The following is a 22,309-nucleotide window of genomic DNA, read 5'->3' on the forward strand; positions in this document are numbered from 1 at the left end:
CGCGACGAGCGGTACGCCACCGTGCAAGCGGAGAAGGCCGCGTGGGAAGAGGAATTGACGAACTGGACCCATGAAAAAGATGCGTACAGCCTGGACATGATCGAAGAGCAGAAGAAAGAGCCGGGCAATTATTTGCACCCGCGCCAGGTCTTGCGCGAGCTGGAGAAAGCCATGCCGGAAGACGTGATGGTGTCGACCGACATCGGCAACATCAACTCGGTAGCGAATAGTTACTTGCGCTTCGAAAAGCCGCGCAGCTTCTTTGCGGCGATGAGCTTTGGCAACTGCGGTTATGCGTTCCCGACCATCATCGGCGCCAAGGTGGCGGCTCCCCACCGTCCGGCCGTGTCGTATGCGGGCGACGGCGCCTGGGGCATGAGTTTGATGGAAACGATGACCTGCGTGCGCCACAACATTCCCGTCACCGCCGTGGTATTCCACAACCGCCAGTGGGGCGCGGAAAAGAAGAACCAGGTCGATTTCTACAACCGCCGCTTCGTTGCCGGCGAGCTGGACAACCAGAGCTTTGCCGAGATTGCGCGCGCCATGGGCGCCGAAGGCATCACGGTCGACAAGCTGGAAGACGTGGGACCGGCATTGAAGAAGGCGATCGACATGCAGATGAATGAAGGCAAGACGACCATCATCGAAATCATGTGCACGCGCGAGCTGGGCGACCCGTTCCGCCGCGATGCGCTGAGTAAACCAATTCGTCATCTGGATAAATATAAAGACTACGTTTGATGCGTTGAGGTTGTTGGATTACGCCCGTTGGGCTAATCCAACCTACCCAACCTACGCAATTTACGCGTGGTGCTGGCGTAGGTCGGATTAGCCGGGCAAAGCCCGGCGTAATCCGACAAAGCGTTGTGACCAAATTCTCACAGATTGTCACGAAAACATCATAATTTCAATAAAGAAGACAAAGCGTCCCGGTAATTGAATTATTTGATTTGACAAGGCCATGCTTAAGGCTTAAATTCAATAAAAGACAAAAAACGGAACGTAGCGTATCAAAAACGATTTACGGAGACCACCATGAACCACCCTGTACCGCACACCGACGCCGTCACCACCGACTTCCTGCAAGCCTTCGGCGATGCCTGGAACCGCCACGATATCGAGGCCCTGATGGCCGCCATGGCCGACGACTGCGAATTTCACGCCGTGGCCGGCCCTGACTTGCTGGGCAAGAGTTTTGTCGGCCGCGACGCCGTGCGCGCCGGTTTCGAGCTGGCCTGGCAAACCTTTCCCGACGCCGCCTGGCTCAACCCGGAGCACTTCGTCAGCGGCCAGCGCGGCGTGACGGAATCGACCTTTGCCGGCACCAAGGCGGACGGCACGCGCATCGAGGCGCGCATGGTCGACATCTTCACTTTCCGCGACGGCAAGATCGCCGTGAAGAACGCCTTCCGCAAGGATCGCCCACCCGTCGTCAAAGCTTAAGCCAGTACGTTCACCGGGAATGATCATGAACAAACCTGTCGACACTCCATCTGACGTACTGGGCAACAGCACCGCCGCCCGCACGCCCTACGATCCCGCCTTCGATCCGCTGGTGGCCCAGCGCCCCGGCCACGGCAATGCCTACGCGCCCACCTACTGGATCGGCACGGCCGGCGAGCCGCCCGCCGACGACGGCCCCATCACGCATGACATCGACGTCGACGTGGCCATCATCGGCTCGGGTTTTACCGGTCTCTCCTGCGCCATCTTCCTTGCCCAGGAACACGGCATCAAGGCTACCGTGCTGGAAGCGAACCGGGTCAGCTGGGGCTGCAGCACGCGCAACGGCGGCCAGGCGCAATGCACGACGGGCCGCCTGAAGCGCTCGCAGTGGATCGCCCGTTACGGCATGGACACGGCCCTCAAATTGCACACGGAAGTGTGCGACGCGATGGAAACCTTCAAGAAGATCACGGCCGACATCGATTGCGACCCGCAGCCGGGCGGCCACCTGTACATCGCCCACAAAGCGAAAGCCATGCCCGCGCTGGAAAAAGAAGCCAAGGTCATGCGCGAGATCTTCAAGTACGACGCCCGGATCCTCGACGCCGACACCGTCAAGCGCGAATTCGTCGACGACAAGGAAGCGGCCGGCGCGCTGCACGAGCCGGAAGGCATCGGTATCCACGCGGGCAAGCTGGCCTTCGGCTACCTGCGCAAGGCCCGTGCGCTGGGCGCCAAGGTACACCCGTCCAGCCCCGTGATGGGCTGGGAAACGCGCAATGGCGTGCATTACCTGCAAACGCCGGGCGGCGTGGTGAGGGCCCGTTCCGTGGCCGTGGCCACGGGCGGCTACACCTCGCCCCATCTGCATCCGCAAGTGAAGAACCGCTTGCTGCCGATCCTGTCGAATTCCATCGTCACGCGCCCGTTGACCCCGGCGGAAATCGAGGCGTGCAACTTCCGCACCCACCAGGTGATCACGGATACGCGCATCCTGCGCCACTACTACCGCTTGATGCCGGACAACCGCGTGCAGATCGGCAGCCGCAGTGCCATCACGGGCGCCGACGCGCCGGACGACAGATATAAACAGTTTTTGATCAACGATCTGCACCGCAAGTTCCCCGCGCTGACCGGTATTCCCATCGATTACTCATGGTGGGGCTGGGTCGACGTCAGCCACGACATGATGCCGCGCATCGTGCAACCGGACCCCAAGCAATCGATTTTCTATTCACTCGGTTACGGCGGCAACGGCGTCATGTACTCGGCGCAGGCGGGCCGTCGCATGGCCGAACGCATCGCGGGCAAGGCCAGCGACACGGGCTTGCCGATCTTCAATTCGAAATTGCCGTATCCCAACATGATGGAACTGGTCGAGTCGCAAGCGTTCGCCCCGTTCCGCCGCCTGGGCCAGCGTTTCCTGTACCGCTGGTATCACTTGAAGGATGAAGTGTTTTAAATAGCAGTAGCCGTACTAAGCCGCCGCATGGTTGACAAAGAGCAAACAGCGGCGCCTCCCGCAAGGGATGAGATTGCCCGAACGTTCACACATAACAATAACTTGGAGTGAGACATGAACACATACACGAGCAAAAACGCGAGCAAAACGGTTTTTTCAACGCTGCGCCGCGCCGTTCTCGGCACCCTGGTGCTGGGCGTGGCGGTCGCATCGAGCGGCACGGCCTTCGCGCAAGGCAAGGAAGTAACGATTGCCTACCAGGAAATCAACGGTCCCTTCCTCGTGGCGATCGCCAGCGGCGAAGTGGAAAAAACCACCGGCTATAAAATCAACTGGCGCAAGTTCGACTCGGGCGCCAAGGTAGCCACCGGCATGGCGTCCGGCGACGTGCAGATCGGCGTCATCGGTTCCAGCCCCTTGACGGCGGCCGTCAGCCGCGGTGTCGACCTGCAGCTGTTCTGGATCATCGACGACATCAACGAAGCCGAAGCGATGGTGGCCCGCAATGGCGCCGGCATCAGCAAGCCCACCGACTTGCGCGGCAAGAAGATCGCCGTGCCTTTCGTGTCCACCACGCACTTCCACACCATGTTCGCGCTGGAAACGTGGGGCATCAAGCCCACGGAAGTGAAATTGCTCAACATGCAGCCGAATCAGATCGCCGCCGCCTGGGAACGGGGCGACATCGATGCCGCCTTCGTGTGGGACCCGGCCTTGAGCAAACTCAAGCAAAACGGCAAGGTGCTGGTGACCTCCGGCGAACTGAGCAAGAAGGGCAAGGCCACGTTTGACGGCATGGCCGTCGAGCGCGCCTGGGGCGAGGCGAACGCCGATTTCATGGCCAAGTTCGTCAAGGTGATGGCCGCTGCCGACGCCGATTACCGCGCCAATCCGAAGGCGTGGACCATCGATTCCCCGCAAGTGAAAGCCAACGTCAAGCATTCGGGCGCGGCTGCCAAGGACGTGGCCGCTTCCGTGGCCCTGTACGCCTATCCATCGCTGCAGGAACAGGCCTCGCCGGCCTGGCTCGGTGGCGGCGCGAAGGGCGGCGTGGCGCAAGCCTTGCTGGCCACGGCGCAATTCCTGAAAGCTGAAGGCAAGATCGACAGCCTGGCTCCCGATTACGCCAAATATGTGACACCCAGGTATGCACAGGCCGCCGGCCTGCTGAAGTAAACGTTGTGCGATGGCGCGCCTGCGGGCGCGCTGACTGAACAGAGTGCGTTGAACAGAACTGTGGGGACACGATGGAAAATCTGTACGTCAAGGATGTCAGCGTGATTTATCCGGGCAAGACGGCCGGTGAACGCGTACATGCCTTAAATAATATCAATCTCACCATCAATAGCGGCGACTTCGTCGTCGCGCTCGGTGCTTCCGGTTGCGGCAAGACAACCTTGCTGAGCCTGATGGCAGGTTTTATCGCCCCATCCAAGGGGGAAATCATGCTCGGGGACAATAAAGTGGAAGGGCCGGGCGCCGACCGTGGCGTCGTGTTCCAGAAACACGCCTTGCTGCCATGGCTGAACGTGATGGAAAACGTGGAATTCGGCCTCAAGCTGCAAGGCGTGCCGAAAGCCGTGCGGCGCGAACAGGCGGCCAAGAACCTGGCGCTGGTCGGCTTGAAGGACTTTCACGACAATATGATTTATCAGCTGTCGGGCGGCATGCAACAGCGCGTGGGCATCGCCCGCGCCCTGACCAGCAATCCCGCCATGCTGCTGATGGATGAACCGATGGCGGCGCTCGATGCGCTGACCCGCGAAACCATCCAGGAATTGCTGCTCGATATCTGGGCCAAGTCCAGCACCATGTTCTTCTTCATTACCCACAGCGTCGACGAGGCGCTGTTCCTGGCGAACCGGCTGATCGTCATGTCGCCCCGTCCGGGCCGTATCACGCACACGTATGAACTCGATTTCAACAAGCGCTTCCTCGAATGCCGCGATGCGCGCGCCGTGAAATCGAGCCCGGACTTCATCAAGATGCGCGAAACCGTGCTCAACATCATTTATGGCGACGAGCGCGCCGTCAATAAAGAGCTGGAGGTGTCCCATGCATAGCCCATCCGTCGCGGGATTTCCTCCCACCACCGCCAAGCGCGCCGGCTTTTTTGGCCGCCTGTTCGCTCCCCGCTGCGCCATGCCTGGCGAAGCGTTCGGTGCGCCGGGGCAGGGCAATTCCAGCCGCATCGCCACCGTTACCGTCATCGCCGTGCTCTTGCTGTGGTTTGGCGTGACGGCCAGCGGCCTCGTGAAACCGCTGTTCTTGCCGTCGCCGCAAGCTGTCTATGAAAAATTCATCATGGCGGCCACCACCGGTTTCGGCGGCGCCACCCTGTGGGAACACACGGTCGCCAGTCTGGTGCGCGTGTTCGGCGCCTTTGGCCTGGCTTGCCTGTTTGCCATCCCCGTCGGCGTGATGATGGGCGTGAACCGCGTGGCGCGCGGCATCTTCGATCCCTTGATCGAGTTCTACCGTCCGCTGCCGCCCCTCGCTTACTTGCCACTGGTTATCATCTGGTTCGGCATCGGCGAGTTTTCGAAGGTCTACCTGATCTTCCTGGCCATCTTCGCGCCGATGGCGATCGCAGCCCGCGCCGGCGTCAGCTCCGTGTCACTGGAGCAAATCCACGCGGCCTATTCGATGGGCGCCACCCGTTTTCAGGTCATCGTGCACGTGATCCTGCGCGCCGCGATTCCGGAAATCCTCACCGGCATGCGCATCGGCATCGGCGTGGGCTGGACCACCCTGGTGGCCGGTGAGATGGTGGCGGCCACGCGCGGCCTCGGCTACATGGTGCTGAGCGCCTCCGAGTTCCTCGCCAGTGATGTCGTGATCATGGGCATCATCGTGATCGGCTTCTTCGCTTTCCTGTTTGATTTGATGATGCGCTACCTCGAACGTACCCTCGTGCCATGGAAGGGCAAGGTGTAAGACGTTCCCGGGAGTGGCGCTAATGCCACAAGTGTTGCCGCCGCTCCTATTTTTTAACCAGCAATAACTGAGCCATACCCCGTACGTATCCTCCAGCGCGCCAGCCCCTTGGGCGCCGCGCCGGGCCGCTGCATTTCCAGATTGACTTATGGCATGCAGCCAACCAGACTGATTTGATGATGTATCGATGCTGCTTGACGGTGTTGCCCAAATAAAACAAAGCCGCGCGGCAGGAACCGGCCGCAGCAGGCGAGGGCGCACCGGGCTTCAGAGATTTTCAGGAGACAAAAACATGATTAGCGAATCGCATAACAGTACCGGCTTGCAGCACTCGCTGAAGCAACGCCACATGAGCATGATCGCCATCGGCGGCGTGATCGGCGCCGGCCTCTTTGTCGGCAGCGGCGTCATCGCCAAGGCTGCCGGCCCGGCCGCCATCCTATCCTTCCTGCTCACGGGCGGCCTGGTCGTCCTGATCATGCGCATGCTGGGCGAGCTGGCTTCGTCCCTGCCCGTGGTCGGCTCCTTTTACGAATATGCGCGCCTGGCCTTCGACGACAAGCCGAAGGTGTCGAAATTCCTCGGCTTCATGAGCGGCTGGATGTACTGGTATTTCTGGGTCGTCGTGGTGGCGCTGGAAGCCATCGCCGGCGCCAAGCTGGTCAACTTCTGGCTGCCCGACGTGCCTTCGTGGGCCATCAGCCTGGTGTTGCTCGTGTCGATGACGGTGCTCAACCTGTTCTCGGTGAAAGCGTTTGGCGAATTCGAGTTCTGGTTCGCCTCGATCAAGGTGGTCGCCATCGTCGTCTTCCTGTTCGTCGGCGCCCTGTTCATCACGGGCAGCTTGCCTAACAGCATCCCAAGCCTGGGCTTTTTGACCAGCCATGGCGGCTTCATGCCGCACGGCTGGGGCCCCGTGCTCAGCGGCGCCGTCGCTGCCACGGCCTTTTATTCGGGCGCCGAGATCGTCACCATCGCGGCCGCCGAAACGTCGGACCCGGCCAAGGCCATCGCCCGCGCCACCAATTCCGTCGTCATGCGCGTGCTGATGTTTTATGTGGGTTCCATGTTCGTCGTCGTCTGCATCGTGCCCTGGGATTCGCCGGCCATCGCCACGCCTTTCGTCAGCGCCCTGACCGTCATGAACATCCCGTACGCGGCCCACATCATGAACGCCATCATCCTGACGGCCGTGCTGTCGGCCCTGAACTCCAGCCTGTACGCCTCGTCGCGCATGATCTTCGCGCTGACGCGCCGTGGCGATGCACCCACGGGCCTGGTCAAGCTGAGCAAGAACGGCGTACCGATTCGCGCCATCCTGTTCAGCACCTTGTTTGCCTATTTCGCCATTGCCGTCTCGTATGTATCGGCCGACCTGGTCTTCCCCTTCATCGTCAACTCCTACGGCATCCTGATCCTGTTCGTGTACTTGCTCATTGCGATATCTCAATTGCGTTTGCGCCGCCGCCTGGAACGCGAATGCCCGGAACGCATCAAGGTGCGCATGTGGCTGTTCCCCTACCTGACGTATTTCACCATCTTCGCCATGCTGGTGATCCTCGGCGCCATGAGCGTGTCATCCGATACGGAGCAGCGCGTGTCGTTCTGGTTCGGCCTGTTGAGCGTGGCCATCATGAGCGTCATGTACTACATCAAGAAACTGGTCAACGATGACCGTAACGGCGGCGAAGCGGCCGACACCAAAGTGGAGCTCAAACATGTCTGATACGACTTTGTTGCCCGCCAACCGGCGCCGCTTCCTGCGCACGACGGCCGCCCTGGGCGCCGCCGCCGTGGCGGGGCCTGGGTCAGCCTTGGCTGCCTCCGCTTCCCTTACTTTGCCGTTTGAAAACGGCGAGCGCGAACTGGTGGCCTTCCCGCAAAAGCGCCCGCTGATCCTGCTGACCAGCCGACCGCCCCAGCTGGAAACGCCGTTCAGCGTGTTCAACGAAGGCGCGATCACGCCCAACGACGCGTTCTTCGTGCGCTATCACTGGAGCGGCCTGCCCACCAGCATCGATGGCGGCAGCTACCGGCTGCGCATCGCCGGCCTCGTCAAGACGCCGCTCGAGCTGTCGCTGGCGGAACTGAAACAGCTGGCCGACCCCGTCGACGTGGTGGCCGTGACGCAATGTTCGGGCAACAGCCGCGGCTTCTTCGCCCCGCGCGCGAATGGCGGGCAGCTGGGCAATGGCGCCATGGGCAATGCCCGCTGGACGGGCGTCCCCCTGAAAACCGTGCTGGAAAAGGCCGGCATCGCGGCCAGTGCCGTGCAGGTGGCCTTCAACGGCCTGGAAACGCCGCCCGTGGGCGACGGCCCCGACTTCCAGAAAGCCTTGTCCGTCGAGCACATCATGGCGGGCGACGTCCTGCTGGCCTGGGCCATGAATGGCGAAGACATCCCGTTCCTCAACGGCTATCCGCTGCGCCTGATCGTGCCGGGCTTCTATGGCACTTACTGGGTCAAGCATCTGAGCAACATCACCGTGCTCGACAAGCCGTTTGACGGCTTCTGGATGAGCACGGGCTACCGTATCCCCGACAACGGTTCCGGTTTCATCGAGCCGGGGACACCGGTGGGCAAGACGACGCCGATCAGCCGCCTCAACGTGCGCTCCTTCATCACCAGCGTGCAGGATGGCGCGCAAGTGAAGGCGGGGCGCGACCTGGCCTTGCGCGGCATCGCCTTCGATGGCGGGCAGGGCATCAGCGAGGTGACCGTGTCGGTGGACGGCGGCCAGACGTGGCAGGAAGCAACGCTGGGCAAGGACCTGGGACGTTTCTCGTTTCGCGAGTGGACGATGGTGATGAAGGCGCCGCGCAAGGGCAAGCATGTGCTGATGGTGCGCGCCGTCAACCGCATCGGCCAGAGCCAGCCGATGAAAGCCCTGTGGAATCCCATGGGTTATATGCGCAACGTGGTGGAAACCACGCGCATTCAGGCAGTGTGAGGAGAACCGGATGCTGATCAGAACACTTGCCACCACCGTGGCCTTGATGCTTGCCGGCAGCGCTGGCGCGCTGGAAATCCAGCTGCCGCCCGAAACGGCGGCCTATAAACCCAGCGAATTGCCCGGCTACCAGCTGGTGCAGCGCAACTGCATGACCTGCCACGCGGCCCAGTATGCATCGAGCCAGCCGCCCGCTTCGCCGCGCGCTTACTGGGAGGCGACCGTCAAGAAGATGAAAAAGCCGTTCGGCGCCCAGTTTGACGACGCGGACATGCCGGCCATGGTCGATTACCTGGTGAAAACCTATGGCGCGGAGCGGGACGCCGCTGCGCCTGCCGCCGCAACGAAACCCGTCGCAGCCGCTGTTCCTGCCGCCAGCGGCAAGGATGTGAAAACCTTGCTGGCGGCGAACGGCTGCATGGCATGCCACGCCCTCGACCAGAAGGTGGTCGGCCCCGGCTTTGCGGAAGTGGCCGCCCGATACAAGGGCAAGGACAGCGTCGCTGCCGTGGCGGCCAACATCCGCAATGGCGGGGCCGGCAAATGGGGCCCCGTGCCCATGCCGCCATTCAGCCAGCTCAGCGTAGCCGATGCGGCCACGCTGGCCAAATATGTGCTGTCCAGATAAGACCCGGCCAGCGCGGCCGCGTCGCTGATCTTCTCTTCCTTTCCGCCGGCATCCGGCGTGGCCGATGCCTGCCACGCCGGTTTTCCTCGCCGCGATCATATGCGCCGCCCGCTCCCCGCGTGGCCGCCATAAATAAGTTTCCATTCCTAATATTTATTCATTGATTATCTATTTTTTGCAAGAATGTGACATGTTAATTTGCAGCAAAAAAGTGTGTCATCAGATGAACATGCACATATGTAAAAAATAACATTGTTTTATATTGTGATAATGCCAATCTCTTGTTCATTTCTCATCCATGGTGCGCTCATGGAATAGCATGTCGATAGTGACAGCGATGCAATTTTGTTGTGTTATGACAACGAATTTCTTGCCGGAAAGGCGCATTTTCACGGTGTTTTGCGAATTTTAAGGGCATCCCTGTCGAGACCGCACCAATGTGGTGAAAGAGCTCATCAGATAGGTATTTTCTCGCCTGATGACGGGCTAAAATGGGTCAATGTTGCTGAGGGGAATTTATTTTTTTGTTGTCATTGTATTTGACAATGATGCTAAAACAATACGTCCTTTGCAGCTCTTGTATTCCCCGTCAGCACAGCCGCCAGCGGCTTGCCTGGCGCGGGCGCGCCGCCTGAAAGGATGACCTTGAACACCACATTACTTCCATTGACCTTGCTGGCGCTGATCCAGACCGCCTGGGCCGTCGATCCTCCGGGCGCAGGCAGCCAGCTGCAGCAGATTCCCGCCGCGCCCCAGCTGCCGAAAGCGCCGCCAGCCATCCGCGTACAGCAGGGCAATGTGCCGGCCACGACGGTGGGCGATACCACGCGCATCACCGTACAGCGCCTGCGGATCACGGCACCGCCCGTCTTTGCCGAAAGCGAACTGGTCGCCGCCACGGGCTTCGTGCCCGGCAACGAGCTGACCCTGGGCGAATTGCGCGCCATGGCGTCAAAAATTGCCAGTTATTACCAGAACCATGGCTATTTTCTTGCGCAGGCCTATCTGCCGGCGCAGGATATCGAGGATGGCGTCGTCGCCATCGACGTGCTGCCGGGCCGTTATGGTCAGGTGCAGCTGCGCAATCAGAGCACGCTGTCCGACGGCCTGGCCGGCACGATACTGGCCGGGCTCGACGGGCAAGTGATCGCCACGCCGCCGCTGGAGCGGCGCTTGCTGCTGCTGTCGGACTTGCCGGGCGTGCAGGTGAGCTCGACCCTGGCGCCGGGGGCGTCCTTGGGCGCGTCCGACCTGATCGTCGACGTGCAGCCCGGTTCGCGTTTCAACGGCAGCATCGACCTGGATAACCAGGGCAACCGCTACACAGGCCGCAACCGCATCGGCGCCACCCTGAACATCAACGAGCTGGCCGGCATAGGCGACGTGGCCACCGTGCGCGCCTTCACTTCGGCCGATGGCTTGAACTACGGCCGCCTGGCCTATCAGGGACAGGCTGGCCTGTTGCGCCTGGGCGGCGCCTACACGTATATGGATTACAAGCTGGGCAAGGAATTTGCCGTGCTCGACGCCAAGGGAACGGCGAAGATCGCCAGCGCGTATGCCAGTTATCCGCTGATCCGCTCGCGCAGCAACAATCTGTATGCGCAAGTGAGCTACGACGACAAGACATTCCAGGACAGGACGGAATCGACGGGCAGCGTCAACGACAAGACAGCCAAGGTGTGGATGCTGAACCTGAATGGCGATGGCAAGGACGGCTGGGGCGGCGGTGGCGTGAGCACGTATTCGGTGACCTACACCACGGGCAAGATCGATATCGAGACGCCGGTGGCCTTGCTGATCGATCAGCTGACGGTGAAAAGCAACGGCCACTTCAACAAGCTTGCCTTCAATGCGGCGCGCGTGCAAAGCCTGGGCGGCGAGACCAGCTTGTTCGGCGTGATCAGCGGCCAGGCAGCCTCGAAAAACCTCGATGTTTCCGAAAAGATGGGCATCGGCGGCGTGGGCGGCGTGCGCGCCTATCCGGGCGGCGAGGCGTATGGCGACCAGGGCTATGTGCTGAATGTGGAATTGCGCCAAAACATCACGGCGTTCACGGCGTTTCCCGGCCAGCTGCAGGTGCTGGCCTTTGCCGACACGGGCACCGTCAAGCTGAACCGCGACGCCTGGGGCGCGGGTGAGAACCGCCGCACCCTGAGCGGCGCCGGCGTGGGCGTGACGTGGACGGGCGCCAATGCGCTCGTCCTGAAGGCGTATTACGCGCACAAGCTGGGCAATGCCAAGGCGACTTCCGCACCGGATGCGGCAGGCCGTTTCTGGCTGCAAGCCATTAAATACTTCTAATTAAGACAAGTTAATAGAATCAGGACACTGCCATGAACCGCATCTACCGCTCCATCTGGAACCAGGCCACCGGCGCCTACGCCGCCGTTTCCGAAAACGTCAAATCCGCCGGCAAGCGCTCGCTGCCCGGATGCAGCGGGGGCGGGGCGCATTTTGCCTTGACCGGCATGGCGGCGGCGCTGATGCTCGGTTATGGCTCCTTGGCGCTGGCGGGGCCGGCGGGCGGCACGGTGGTGGCGGGCCAGGCAACGATCAATGGCGCACCGGGCGCCACGGTGATCAGGCAGGGCAGCCAGAACGCCGTGATCAACTGGGCCAGTTTCAATATCGGCAAGGGCGAATCGGTGCAGTTCCAGCAGCCCAACAGCAACGCGGTGGCCCTGAACCGCGTGCTGGGCGGCGACGGTACTACCATCCTGGGCAACTTGTCGGCCAACGGCAAGGTGTTCATCGTCAATCCGAACGGCATCCTGTTCGGCCAGGGCGCGTCCGTGAACACGGCCGGGCTGGTGGCGTCCACCCTGGACATCAGCAACGCCGACTTCATGGCGGGCAAGTACCAGTTTTCCGGCAATGGCACGGGGAAAGTCCTGAACCAGGGCAGCATCAGCGCGCCGGGCGGCTATGTGGCCCTGCTGGGCGCGCACGTCTCGAATGAAGGCACGATCCAGGCACGTCTGGGTTCGGTAGCCCTGGCGGCGGGCAAGGCGATCACCCTGGACGTGGCCGGTGACGGCTTGCTCAATGTGGCCGTCAACGCAGGCGCCGTGGGCGCTTTGGTCAACAATGGCGGCCTGATCCAGGCCGACGGCGGCAGCGTGGTGCTCACGGCGCAGGCGGCGGGCGACTTGCTGAAAACCGCCGTCAACAACACGGGCGTGATCGAGGCGCACACGATAGCCACGCGCGGCGGCACGATCAAGTTGCTGGGTGACATGCAAAGCGGCACGGTGAACGCGGCCGGCACCCTGGACGCCAGCGCGTCCGACGGCGGCAATGGCGGCTTCATCGATACGTCGGCCGCGCACGTGAAGATCGACGATGCGCTGAAGGTGACGACGGCATCGAGCAAGGGCCTGGCCGGCACCTGGCTGATCGACCCGACCGACTTCAATATCGCCGTTTCCGGCGGCGACATGACGGGCGCTTTCCTGAGCAACTCCTTGAAATCGGGCAATGTGCAAATCCAGAGCGTGTCGGGCGGCAGCGGCACGCAGGGCAACATCAACGTCAACGACAACATCAACTGGACCGCCAACAAGCTGACCCTGACGGCACAGAACAACATCAACATCAACAAGGCCATGCGCGGCGCAGGCACGGCCAGCCTGGCGCTCGAATACGGCCAGAGCGGGGTCGCCGCCGGCAATCTGTCGACGTACAACGTCAAGGCCGAAGTGGATTTGCCATCGGGCAATAACTTCAGCACCAAGCTGGGCAGCAATGGCAGCGTGACCGTGTATCAGGTGATCAACAGCCTGGGCGCCTTCAACAGCACCACTGGCAGCGACGTGCAGGGCATGCAGGGCAATTTGTCCGGCAAGTACGTGCTGGGCAGCAATATCGATGCGCGCGGCACCTCCGGCTGGGATGGCGGCAAGGGATTTGCGCCCATCGGCAGCGATGCGGCGCCTTTCACGGGCACGCTCGATGGCCTGGGCCATGAAATCGTGGGATTGACGATCAACCGCCCTGAAGTGCCTGTCGGGATGTTCGGCAATATCGGCGCTGCCGCTGCCGTGCGCAATATGGGTTTTAGCGGCGTCAGCGTTGCCGGATCGGCCGCCAACTATAGCAGCACCTATGCGGGCATAGGCGCACTGGCTGCCGTCAACAGCGGCAAGATCGATAATGTGTATAGCATTGGTGCCGTGAGCGGCTCCGGTTATGTCAATCTGGGCGGCCTGGTGGGCATCAATGCCGGAACGATCAGCAATAGCCGCGTCTCCGGCACGGTCGTCTCCGCGGGCGATCCCGGGCCGGGCGGCTACGGCGCGGCAGGCGGCTTTGTGGGCCTCAACGCCGTAGGCGGCTTGATCAAGAACAGTTCCAGCTCCGCCACCACCAGCTCCACGCGCTACGTGGCGGCCGGGCTGGTGGTCACCAACTCCGGTGCGATCAGCGATAGCTATGCGACGGGCACCGTGAACGCAGGAGCCAACTATGGAGGCGGCCTGGTCAGCTTTAATAATGGCAGTATCAGCAATAGTTACGCGACCGGCGCGATGAACGCCTCGGGCAGTGCCGGCGGCCTGGTGGGGACCAATAACAGCGGCAGCGCGACCATCAGCAATAGCTACGCGACGGGCAAGGTCACCTCCACCGGCGGCTATGTCGGCGGCCTGGTGGGCCTGTTGCGTGGAACCTTGAGCAACAGCTATGCGACGGGCGACGTGCAGACCACCGGGCTGGCCGGCGGCGTGGTCGGTTACAACGTGGGCGGCACCATCACGAATGTCTATACCACCGGCAAGGTGACGGGCGGCGGCGCCAGCGTGGGCGCCATCGTCGGCGAGCACAACGGCGGTAGCGTCAACCGCGCCTATTTTGACAGCACGATCAATTCCGGCCTGAATGGCATCGGCCGAAGCTTCAATGGCGCCACCTCGAATGCGCAAGGGCTGAGCACGGCGCAGATGCTGGTATCGAGTAATTATGTGGGGTTCAATTTCACGGCCACGGGCGGCGCCACCGGCAATAATTGGGTGGCGGTCAGCGCCGACGGCACCCTCAATGGCGCTGCCGGCACGCGCCCCATGCTGGCGTCGGAGTGGTCAAATACCATCAATTCGGCGCACCAGCTGCAATTGATGGCGATGAACAAGACAGCCAGCTACACGCTGGGCAGCAGCTTCAGCGCCGCCACGACGGCGGCCAATGGCCAGGATATCTGGGGAACCACTGGCTTCATCCCCGTCGGCACGGCAGGTTCGGCCTTCACGGGCAGCCTCGACGGCACCGGCCATATCATTTCCAGCCTGACCATTGCCAAGGCGGGCGTGAACAACGTGGGCCTGTTCGGCGCCATCGGCAGCGGCGGGGTGGTGGCGAATGTGGGCTTGTCCGGCGGCAGCGTAGCGGGCGGCACGAATGTGGGCGCCCTGGCCGGCAGCAATGCCGGCACGATCAGCGGCAGCTTTGCCACCAGCGGCGTGACGAGCACGTCCACCGGAGGCGGCCTGGTGGGCAGCAATACGGGCACGGTGGCGGACAGCTATGCCAGCGGGGCCGTGGGCGGCACCAGCATCGTCGGCGGCCTCGTCGGCAGCAATGGCGGCAGCATCGCCAACAGTTATGCGAACGGCAGCGTGAGCGGTTCCAGCAGTGTGGGCGGCCTGGTGGGCGCCAGTACGGGCAGCGCCGCGGGCAGCTATTGGGACACGACGGCCAGCGGCCAGGCGAACAGCATGGGCGGTACCGCCATGACGACGGCGCAGCTGAAAAACCTGTCGAATTACACGGGCGCTGGCTGGGAACTGGCGCAGATGTGGGTGGTCTACGACGGCCAGAGCGCGCCTTTCCTGCGCTCGTTCATGAAGCAGATCGCCGTGCGCGTTTCCTACGACAGCAAGGTGTATGACGGCGTGGCCTACGCAGGCGGCAGCAATAGCGTCACCTACTCGAACACGGTGGATGGCGCCAACCTGCTCGGTACGGTCGTGTATGCGGGCAATGCCGCCGGCGCCGTCAATGCGGGCACCTATGGCGTGTCGGCCAGCGGCCTGTACGCTTCGGGCGGCCAGTCCGGCTACGCCATCAGCTATATCGATGGCGGCTTGTTGATCACGCCCAAGTCCGTCACCCTGAGCGGCGCGGCGGTGGGCGACAAAGTGTACGACGGCACCACCGTGGCCGCCATCAGCGGCACCCTGAACGGCGTGCTGGCGGGCGACCTGGCCAATGTCAGTTCGACCGTGAATGGCACGTTTGCCAGCAAGAATGCCGGCAACGGCATCGCCGTGACAGTCAACGCGGCCCTGGGCGGCAGCGCCGGCGGCAACTATGCGCTGGTGCCCGTGAACGGCTTGACGGGCAATATCAGCAAGGCCACCATCAGCGGCGTGAGCGGCATTGTTGCTGGAAATAAAGTATATGACGGCACTGCCACGGCCAGCCTGAACACGGCGGGCGCCACGTTCGCGGGCATGATCGGTGGCGACAGCCTGAGTGTGTCGGGCGCCAGCGGCAGTTTTGCCGACAAGAACGCGGGCACAGGCAAGACGGTCAGCATCAGCGGCATCGTGCTGGGCGGCACGGATGCCGGCAACTACAATTTGACCGGCACCACGGCCAGCGGCACAGCCGATATCAGCAAGGCCACCATCAGCGGCGTGACCGGTATCGTTGCCGGAAATAAGGTGTACGACGGCGGCGTGGCCGCCAGCCTGAACATGGCTGGGGCGTCGTTCACGGGGATGGTGGGCGGCGACAACCTGACGGTCTCGGGCGCCAGCGGCAGTTTTGTCGACAAGAACGCGGGCACAGGCAAGACGGTCAATATCAGCGGCATGGTCCTGGGCGGCACGGATGCTGGTAATTATAATTTCACCAATACTTTGGCCAGCAGCACAGCCAACATCAGCAAGGCCACCATCAGCGGCGTGAGCGGCATTGTTGCTGGAAATAAAGTGTATGACGGCAGCACGGCCGCCAGCCTGGATGCGGCGGGCGCCACGTTTGCGGGCATGATCGGTGGCGACAGCCTGAGCGTGTCGGGCGCCATCGGCAGTTTTGCTGACAAGAATGCAGGCACAGGCAAGACGGTCAGCATCAGCGGCATCGTGCTGGGCGGCACGGATGCCGGCAACTACAATTTGACCGGCACCACGGCCAGCAGCAGCGCCGATATCAGCAAGGCCACCATCAGCGGCGTGACCGGTATCGTTGCCGGAAATAAAGTGTACGACGGCGGTGTGGCCGCCAGCCTGAACATGGCTGGGGCGTCGTTCACGGGGATGGTGGGCGGCGACAACCTGACGGTCTCGGGCGCCAGCGGCAGTTTTGCCGACAAGAACGCGGGCACAGGCAAGACGGTCAATATCAGCGGCATGGTCCTGGGCGGCACGGACGCTGGAAATTATGATTTTACCAACGCCACGGCCAGCAGCACGGCCAATATCAGCAAGGCCACCATCAGCGGCGTGAGCGGCATTGTTGCTGGAAATAAAGTGTATGACGGCACCGCCACGGCCAGCTTGAACACGGCGGGCGCCACGTTTGCGGGCATGATCGGTGGCGACAGTCTGAGCGTGTCGGGCGCCAGCGGCAGTTTTGCCGACAAGAACGCGGGCACAGGCAAGACGGTCAGCATCAGCGGCATCGTGCTGGGCGGCACGGATGCCGGCAACTACAATTTGACCGGCACCACGGCCAGCGGCAGCGCCGATATCAGCAAGGCCACCCTCAGCGGCGTGACCGGTATCGTTGCCGGAAATAAAGTGTATGACGGCAGCACGGCCGTCAGCCTGAATACGGCTGGCGCCGCTTTCAGCGGCATGGCCGGCGGCGACAACCTGACGGTATCGAACGCGACCGCCTCCTTCAGCGACAAGAACGCGGGCAATGGCAAGACGGTCAATGTCAGCGGCATCGTGCTGGGCGGCACGGACGCAGGCAATTACAACCTGGCCAGCGACACGGCCAGCAGCAGTGCCAATATCAGCGCCAAGGCGCTGACGCTGACGGGCTTGACCGGCAACAATAAAGTCTACGACGGCACAGCCAGTGCGAACCTGACCGGCGGCACCCTGAATGGCCTGGTCAATTCGGAAACCCTGGCCTTCACTGTCCAGGGGGCAAGCTACAGCGACAAGAACGCGGGCACGGGCAAGGCCATTACGGTGGGCGGCGTGAGCTTGAGTGACGGCAGCGGCCTGGCCGGCAACTACACGCTGAGTACGCCAAACGGCATGACGGGCGATATCGCGAAGGCAACGATTTCCAGCATCAGCGGTTTGAGCGCCCTGGACAAGATCTATAACGGCAACCTCAACGTCAGCCTCAGTCCCGGCCAGGCGGTGATCAACGGCAAGATTGCCGGCGACGATGTGCAATTGTTCAGCGCGAGCGGTGCATTCACGGATAAAAACGTGGGCAGCAACAAGGCCGTCAATATCACGAATATCACCTTGTCCGGCAGCGATCTGGTCAATTATGACTTCCTCAACAATACGGCCAGCGCCACGGCCAGTATCACGCCCAAGGCCGTCACGCTCTCCGGTGTGACTGCAGGCAATAAAGTCTACGATGGCACGACAGCGGCAGTCTTGTCGGGCGGCACCCTGACCGGCATGGTCGCGGATGAGACGCTGGGCTTCAGCGGCGGTGTCGGCAGCTTTAGCGACAAGAATGCCGGTACCGGCAAGGTGGTGACCATCAGCGGCGCCAGCTTGCAGGATGGCACCGGCCTGGCCAGCAATTATGCCTTCAGCAGTCCCGCCAACGTGAACGCCGACATCAGCAAGGCGACCATCAGCGGCGTGACGAACGTGGGTGTCAACAACAAGACCTATGATGGCTCGGCCATGGCCACGCTCAACGGCGCGGCGACCTTCAATGGCATGGTGAACGGCGACAGCCTGACCGTGGCCGGCAACGGCGCCTTCAGCGACAAGAATGCGGGCACGGGCAAGACGGTGGCGGTCAGCGGCATCACGCTCGGCGGCGCCGATGCGGACAATTACAACCTTGCCAGCACGGTTGCCAGTGGCACGGCCAGCATCACGCCGGCGTCCATCAGCGCCATTTCCGGCATCGTGGCGGCAAACAAGGTGTATGACGGCGGCACGGCGGCCAGCCTGAATCTGGCGGGCGCCAGCTTCAATGGCATGGTGGCCGGCGACGTCCTGAGCCTGGCTGGTGGCCCCGTCCTTGGCGCGTTCAGCGACAAGAATGCGGCAACGGGCAAGACCGTGAATATCAGCGGTCTGGGCCTAGCCGGCGCCGATGCGGGCAATTACGTATTGGCCAGCAGCCTGGCCAGCACCACGGCCGATATCACGCCGGCGGCCCTGACGGTCAGCGCCACCGGCATCAACAAGGTGTACGACGCCAGCACGAACGCCGTCGTTTCCTTGCGCGACAACCGTATCGGCAATGATCAGCTCAATATTGCCAGCAATGGCGCCAGTTTCAGCGACAAGAATGCGGGCGCGGGCAAGACGGTGACGGTGGCGGGCATACGCCTGAGCGGGGCGGATGCGGGCAATTACGTAGTCAACACCACGGCCAGCACCACGGCCACGATCTCGCAGGCACTGCTGACGGTGAAAGTCGACAATGCGGCAAAAGACCAGGGACGCGCCAATCCCGACTTCAGCGCCAGCTACAGCGGTTTGCTCGGCGGCGACACGCTGGCCGCCGAAGTGAGCGGTCAGCTCGCCTTCGGCACGCCGGCGACGACGGCTTCCGCGGCAGGCAATTATCTGGTCTCGGCCTCGGGCCAGGCGTCGACCAATTACGCCCTGAATTATGTGGACGGTGTGCTGAAAGTCAATCCGACGGAAGCGCTGCAAAGCGCCGTTGCGAACGTGATCGCGGCTGTTGCCGTGGCGCCGTCGCAGGGCAATATGGTGCAGGCCGACATGATCGTCAGCGGCGAGACGGCGCCAGGCAAGCCTGCCGCCGCGCAGGATGCGCCGCGCGAGGGAGAGAAGGGTGGCTCGGGCAGCGCACCGCTGGTGCAACTGGCCGGCAACGTCGTCAGCAATGTCTTGCCAGGCCTGCGCCTGAGCGTGGTGGACAGCGGCTTGCGCTTGCCGGTTGAGGTTTCCGTCGGTACGCGCCAGGACAGCCAGTAAGGTCCGCCGCGTCACCATATGCCGGCGCCGGAGTGCCGCTTCGTGTTTCGAGGCGGCATTTTCATGCCTTCGCATCGTCGCAACACTTTTACAATGGCTGCATCATCCTTGTTTTCCGTCAGAGGCGCAGCGCTGAACAGAAAGTACAATCGCATGACATCCCATTTCATCGGCGTGGCAGGCTTGCCACGCGCCGGTTCCACCTTGCTGTGCCAGCTGCTGGCGCAGCATCCCGACTTGCATTGCGAAGGCAATAGCTCGCCCCTGTGCAACGCTTTGCTGGGCATGCGGCGCATGGTCAGCGATGATGCTTTTTTCCTGTCGCAGCTCGACAGTACCTTCGACGCCAGCTACGGCCACCTGAAAACGGCCATGCAGGGCTTTCTGCGCGGCTGGTACCGCGATTGCGGCAAGCAGGGCGTGGTCGACAAGAACCGCGCCTGGCTGCATTGCGTGGAAATGCTGCTGCAGCTGGCGCCGGAAGCGAAGATCATCGTCTGCGTGCGTGAACTGGGCCAGGTCTACGGCTCCATCGAAGCGCAGCACCAGCGCACCATTCTGCTCGATTTTGTCGACCATCTGGCCGATTTCGACCGCCTGGGCCGGGCCGACATGCTGTTTGCCAAGGACCGCACCATCGGTGCTCCCCTGAGTTCCCTGCATGCCGTGCTGGACTTGCCTGCCGAAGTGCAGCAGAAGCTGTATTTCGTGCGCTTCGAAGACTTGATGGCGCGGCCCGTGGAATGCATGTCGCACCTGTACGCGTGGCTGGGCCTGGCACCGTTCCAGATCGATCCGCACGATCTTGCCGTGGGCATCCAGGAAAGCGACAGCCACTACCGCATGAAATACACGCACCGCCAGCAGGCGACGATCAGCGCGCCCGGGCAGCATGCGATTCCGCCGCGCATCCAGGCGCAGATCGAAAGCGCCTATGGCTGGTTTTACGACCTGTATTATCCGCAACACCAACGTGCGGCAACGCCATCGGCCTGAAAACACCTGCGGCAGTGCCAATACCACTTGCCGCAGTGCTGCCGGCGCGGTATTGCCGGCAGTTGTCTTGAAAACGCCTTTTTTCTCTCTTCCCACTCTTCGCTTGCCGCACCGTGGCCGCGCCGCCTGAAGTCACTGGTATTGTAAAAAACACCGTTTTATAAAACCACTTGACTACCAATTTTCGGCGTCGCATTCTTGGTGCAGAAAGCCGACGCTTCGCTGTGCTTTCTTTACGTACAACATAAAAAGCTACTTCGATAGTTTTCGTATAACGTTCAGGAGACATTGTGAAGACACGGCAAATTAGCCGGCTGGCCTCGCCCTTGATGGCTGGCCTGCTGGGCAGCGCGCTGCTCGCTTGCGGCGGCAATTCCACCACCGAACCCCCATCGACCCTGCTGGCCGCCACGGCCGCCAGCGACAGTTGCGCAGCCTGGAGCGCCAGCGCCGTCTACACGGCGGGCCAGTGCGCCGTCTACGACGGCAAGGTGTACCGGGCCAAATGGTGGGTGCAGGGTACGGCGCCGAACAACGACCAGTGGGGACCGTGGCGTCTCGATACCACCACGCCGACGCCCACCCCGACGCCGACGCCGACGCCGACGCCAACGCCAACGCCAACGCCAACGCCTACACCCACGCCTACTCCCACGCCAGGCATCCCCACCAAGGCCCAGGCCGAGGCGAACGAGGCGGCGCTGACGAACAACGATTTCTTCCGCAAAGTCAAGGCGTCGATCCGCACGCTGGGCAATGCGGCCGTCGAAGCCGTCCAGCCTGGACTGGCCGGCAATCCGCTCAACGTCAAGCGCGTCGAACGTCTGCTGCCGGCGGCGAAGTGGGATTATTATTTTGCCGCGCGCGATACAAGCTATACCTACCAGCGCTTCCTGCAAGCGGTGGCCAAGTTTCCCGCCGTGTGCGACGACTACAGCGACGGGCGCAATGCGGACGCCATCTGCCGCCACAGCCTGGCCACCATGTTCGCCCATTTCGGGCAGGAAACGGGCGACCATAACGCCAGCAGCCCGCTGCCGCAATGGCGCCAGGGCTTGAAGTATTTGCGCGAACTGGGCTGCGACGAGACGGGCGCCGGCTGCGGCTACAACGTCGAGTGCGCCGATCCCGTCTTCAACAAGGTATGGACGTGCGGCAAGAATGCCGACGGCAGCTTCAAGAAGTATTTCGGCCGCGGCGCCAAGCAGCTGTCGTACAACTACAACTACGGCCCGTTCTCGCAAGCGATGCATGACGGCGACCAGTCCGTGCTGCTGAAAAATCCCGACCTTGTCGCCTCGACCTGGCTGAACCTGGCGTCGGCCACGTTCTTCTTTGTCTATCCGCAACCGCCGAAACCATCGATGCTGCACGTGCTCGACGGCACCTGGGTGCCGAACGCGGCCGATACGACGGCAGGCGCGGGCAATAACTTTGCCACCACCATCATGATCATCAACGCCGAATGCGGGCAGGGCACGGAAAAGCAGGCCGCGCAAAACCGTATCGATTACTACAAGCAGTTTGCCGCCGACATGGGCTGGGATTATTCCGGCGAGCAGCTGTCCTGCGCCAACATGCAACGCTTCACCCCGGCCAGTTCCGCTGCCTACAACATCTACTGGGAAAAGAACTGGAGCGCCGGTGGCGAGAACCAATGCCAGCTGGTCAGCTATCAAACCCCGTACAGCGCCTTGCTGGCGGGGAACTACGTGAAATGCGTGGAAGCCAACTGGAATGTGAAGTTGCAGTAGCAGTAAAGGCAGGAAAGCCGGCCAGGGAT

The 22,309-nt window shown here is 62.3% G+C and carries 13 protein-coding genes; all 13 read left to right on the forward strand.

Annotated features, from left to right (window positions below):
• Positions 1-744: thiamine pyrophosphate-dependent enzyme (locus IGS60_RS21375; RefSeq protein WP_230506147.1), on the forward strand; the 744-nt coding region annotated here is incomplete at its 5' end.
• A gap of 294 nt (positions 745-1,038) precedes the next feature.
• Positions 1,039-1,446 carry a nuclear transport factor 2 family protein gene (locus IGS60_RS21380; protein WP_070219222.1) on the forward strand — a complete coding sequence of 136 codons (408 nt, stop codon included), beginning with the start codon at positions 1,039-1,041 and terminating at the stop codon, positions 1,444-1,446.
• 25 nt (positions 1,447-1,471) lie between these two features.
• Positions 1,472-2,911 (forward strand): FAD-binding oxidoreductase, encoded by a 1,440-nt coding sequence (locus IGS60_RS21385; protein WP_230506148.1) that lies wholly within the window; start codon positions 1,472-1,474, stop codon positions 2,909-2,911.
• 114 nt (positions 2,912-3,025) lie between these two features.
• Positions 3,026-4,087: a taurine ABC transporter substrate-binding protein gene (gene tauA / locus IGS60_RS21390; protein WP_070290386.1), complete on the forward strand. Its 1,062-nt coding sequence runs from the start codon at positions 3,026-3,028 to the stop codon at positions 4,085-4,087.
• Between the two features lie 71 nt (positions 4,088-4,158).
• Positions 4,159-4,974: a taurine ABC transporter ATP-binding protein gene (locus tag IGS60_RS21395; RefSeq protein ID WP_070219220.1), complete on the forward strand. Its 816-nt coding sequence runs from the start codon at positions 4,159-4,161 to the stop codon at positions 4,972-4,974.
• A gap of 79 nt (positions 4,975-5,053) precedes the next feature.
• Positions 5,054-5,848: an ABC transporter permease subunit gene (locus IGS60_RS21400; protein ID WP_070219225.1), complete on the forward strand. Its 795-nt coding sequence runs from the start codon at positions 5,054-5,056 to the stop codon at positions 5,846-5,848.
• A 292-nt stretch (positions 5,849-6,140) separates the two neighbouring features.
• Positions 6,141-7,574: an amino acid permease gene (locus tag IGS60_RS21405; RefSeq protein ID WP_070219219.1), complete on the forward strand. Its 1,434-nt coding sequence runs from the start codon at positions 6,141-6,143 to the stop codon at positions 7,572-7,574.
• Positions 7,567-8,799 carry a molybdopterin-dependent oxidoreductase gene (locus tag IGS60_RS21410; RefSeq protein ID WP_230506149.1) on the forward strand — a complete coding sequence of 411 codons (1,233 nt, stop codon included), beginning with the start codon at positions 7,567-7,569 and terminating at the stop codon, positions 8,797-8,799. The genes IGS60_RS21405 and IGS60_RS21410 overlap by 8 nt, the downstream gene beginning before the upstream one ends.
• 10 nt (positions 8,800-8,809) lie before the next feature.
• Complete coding sequence (locus IGS60_RS21415) at positions 8,810-9,427, forward strand: c-type cytochrome (protein WP_230506150.1); 618 nt, start codon at positions 8,810-8,812, stop codon at positions 9,425-9,427.
• A gap of 645 nt (positions 9,428-10,072) precedes the next feature.
• Positions 10,073-11,731, forward strand: coding sequence for a ShlB/FhaC/HecB family hemolysin secretion/activation protein (locus IGS60_RS21420; RefSeq protein WP_230506151.1), 1,659 nt, complete (start codon positions 10,073-10,075; stop codon positions 11,729-11,731).
• 32 nt (positions 11,732-11,763) lie between these two features.
• Entirely contained in the window at positions 11,764-19,530 is a 7,767-nt protein-coding gene (locus IGS60_RS21425; protein ID WP_230506152.1) for a YDG domain-containing protein, read from the forward strand.
• A gap of 153 nt (positions 19,531-19,683) precedes the next feature.
• Positions 19,684-20,526 (forward strand): sulfotransferase, encoded by an 843-nt coding sequence (locus tag IGS60_RS21430; RefSeq protein WP_070312010.1) that lies wholly within the window; start codon positions 19,684-19,686, stop codon positions 20,524-20,526.
• Between the two features lie 290 nt (positions 20,527-20,816).
• The gene (locus tag IGS60_RS21435) at positions 20,817-22,280 is read left to right on the forward strand and encodes a glycoside hydrolase family 19 protein (protein WP_230506153.1); all 1,464 of its coding nucleotides are present in this window, start codon (positions 20,817-20,819) and stop codon (positions 22,278-22,280) included.
• Positions 22,281-22,309: the final 29 nt, after the last annotated feature.

The sequence above is a fragment of the Janthinobacterium sp. FW305-128 genome (genome assembly GCF_020858135.1).
Lineage (GTDB): Bacteria > Pseudomonadota > Gammaproteobacteria > Burkholderiales > Burkholderiaceae_D > Janthinobacterium.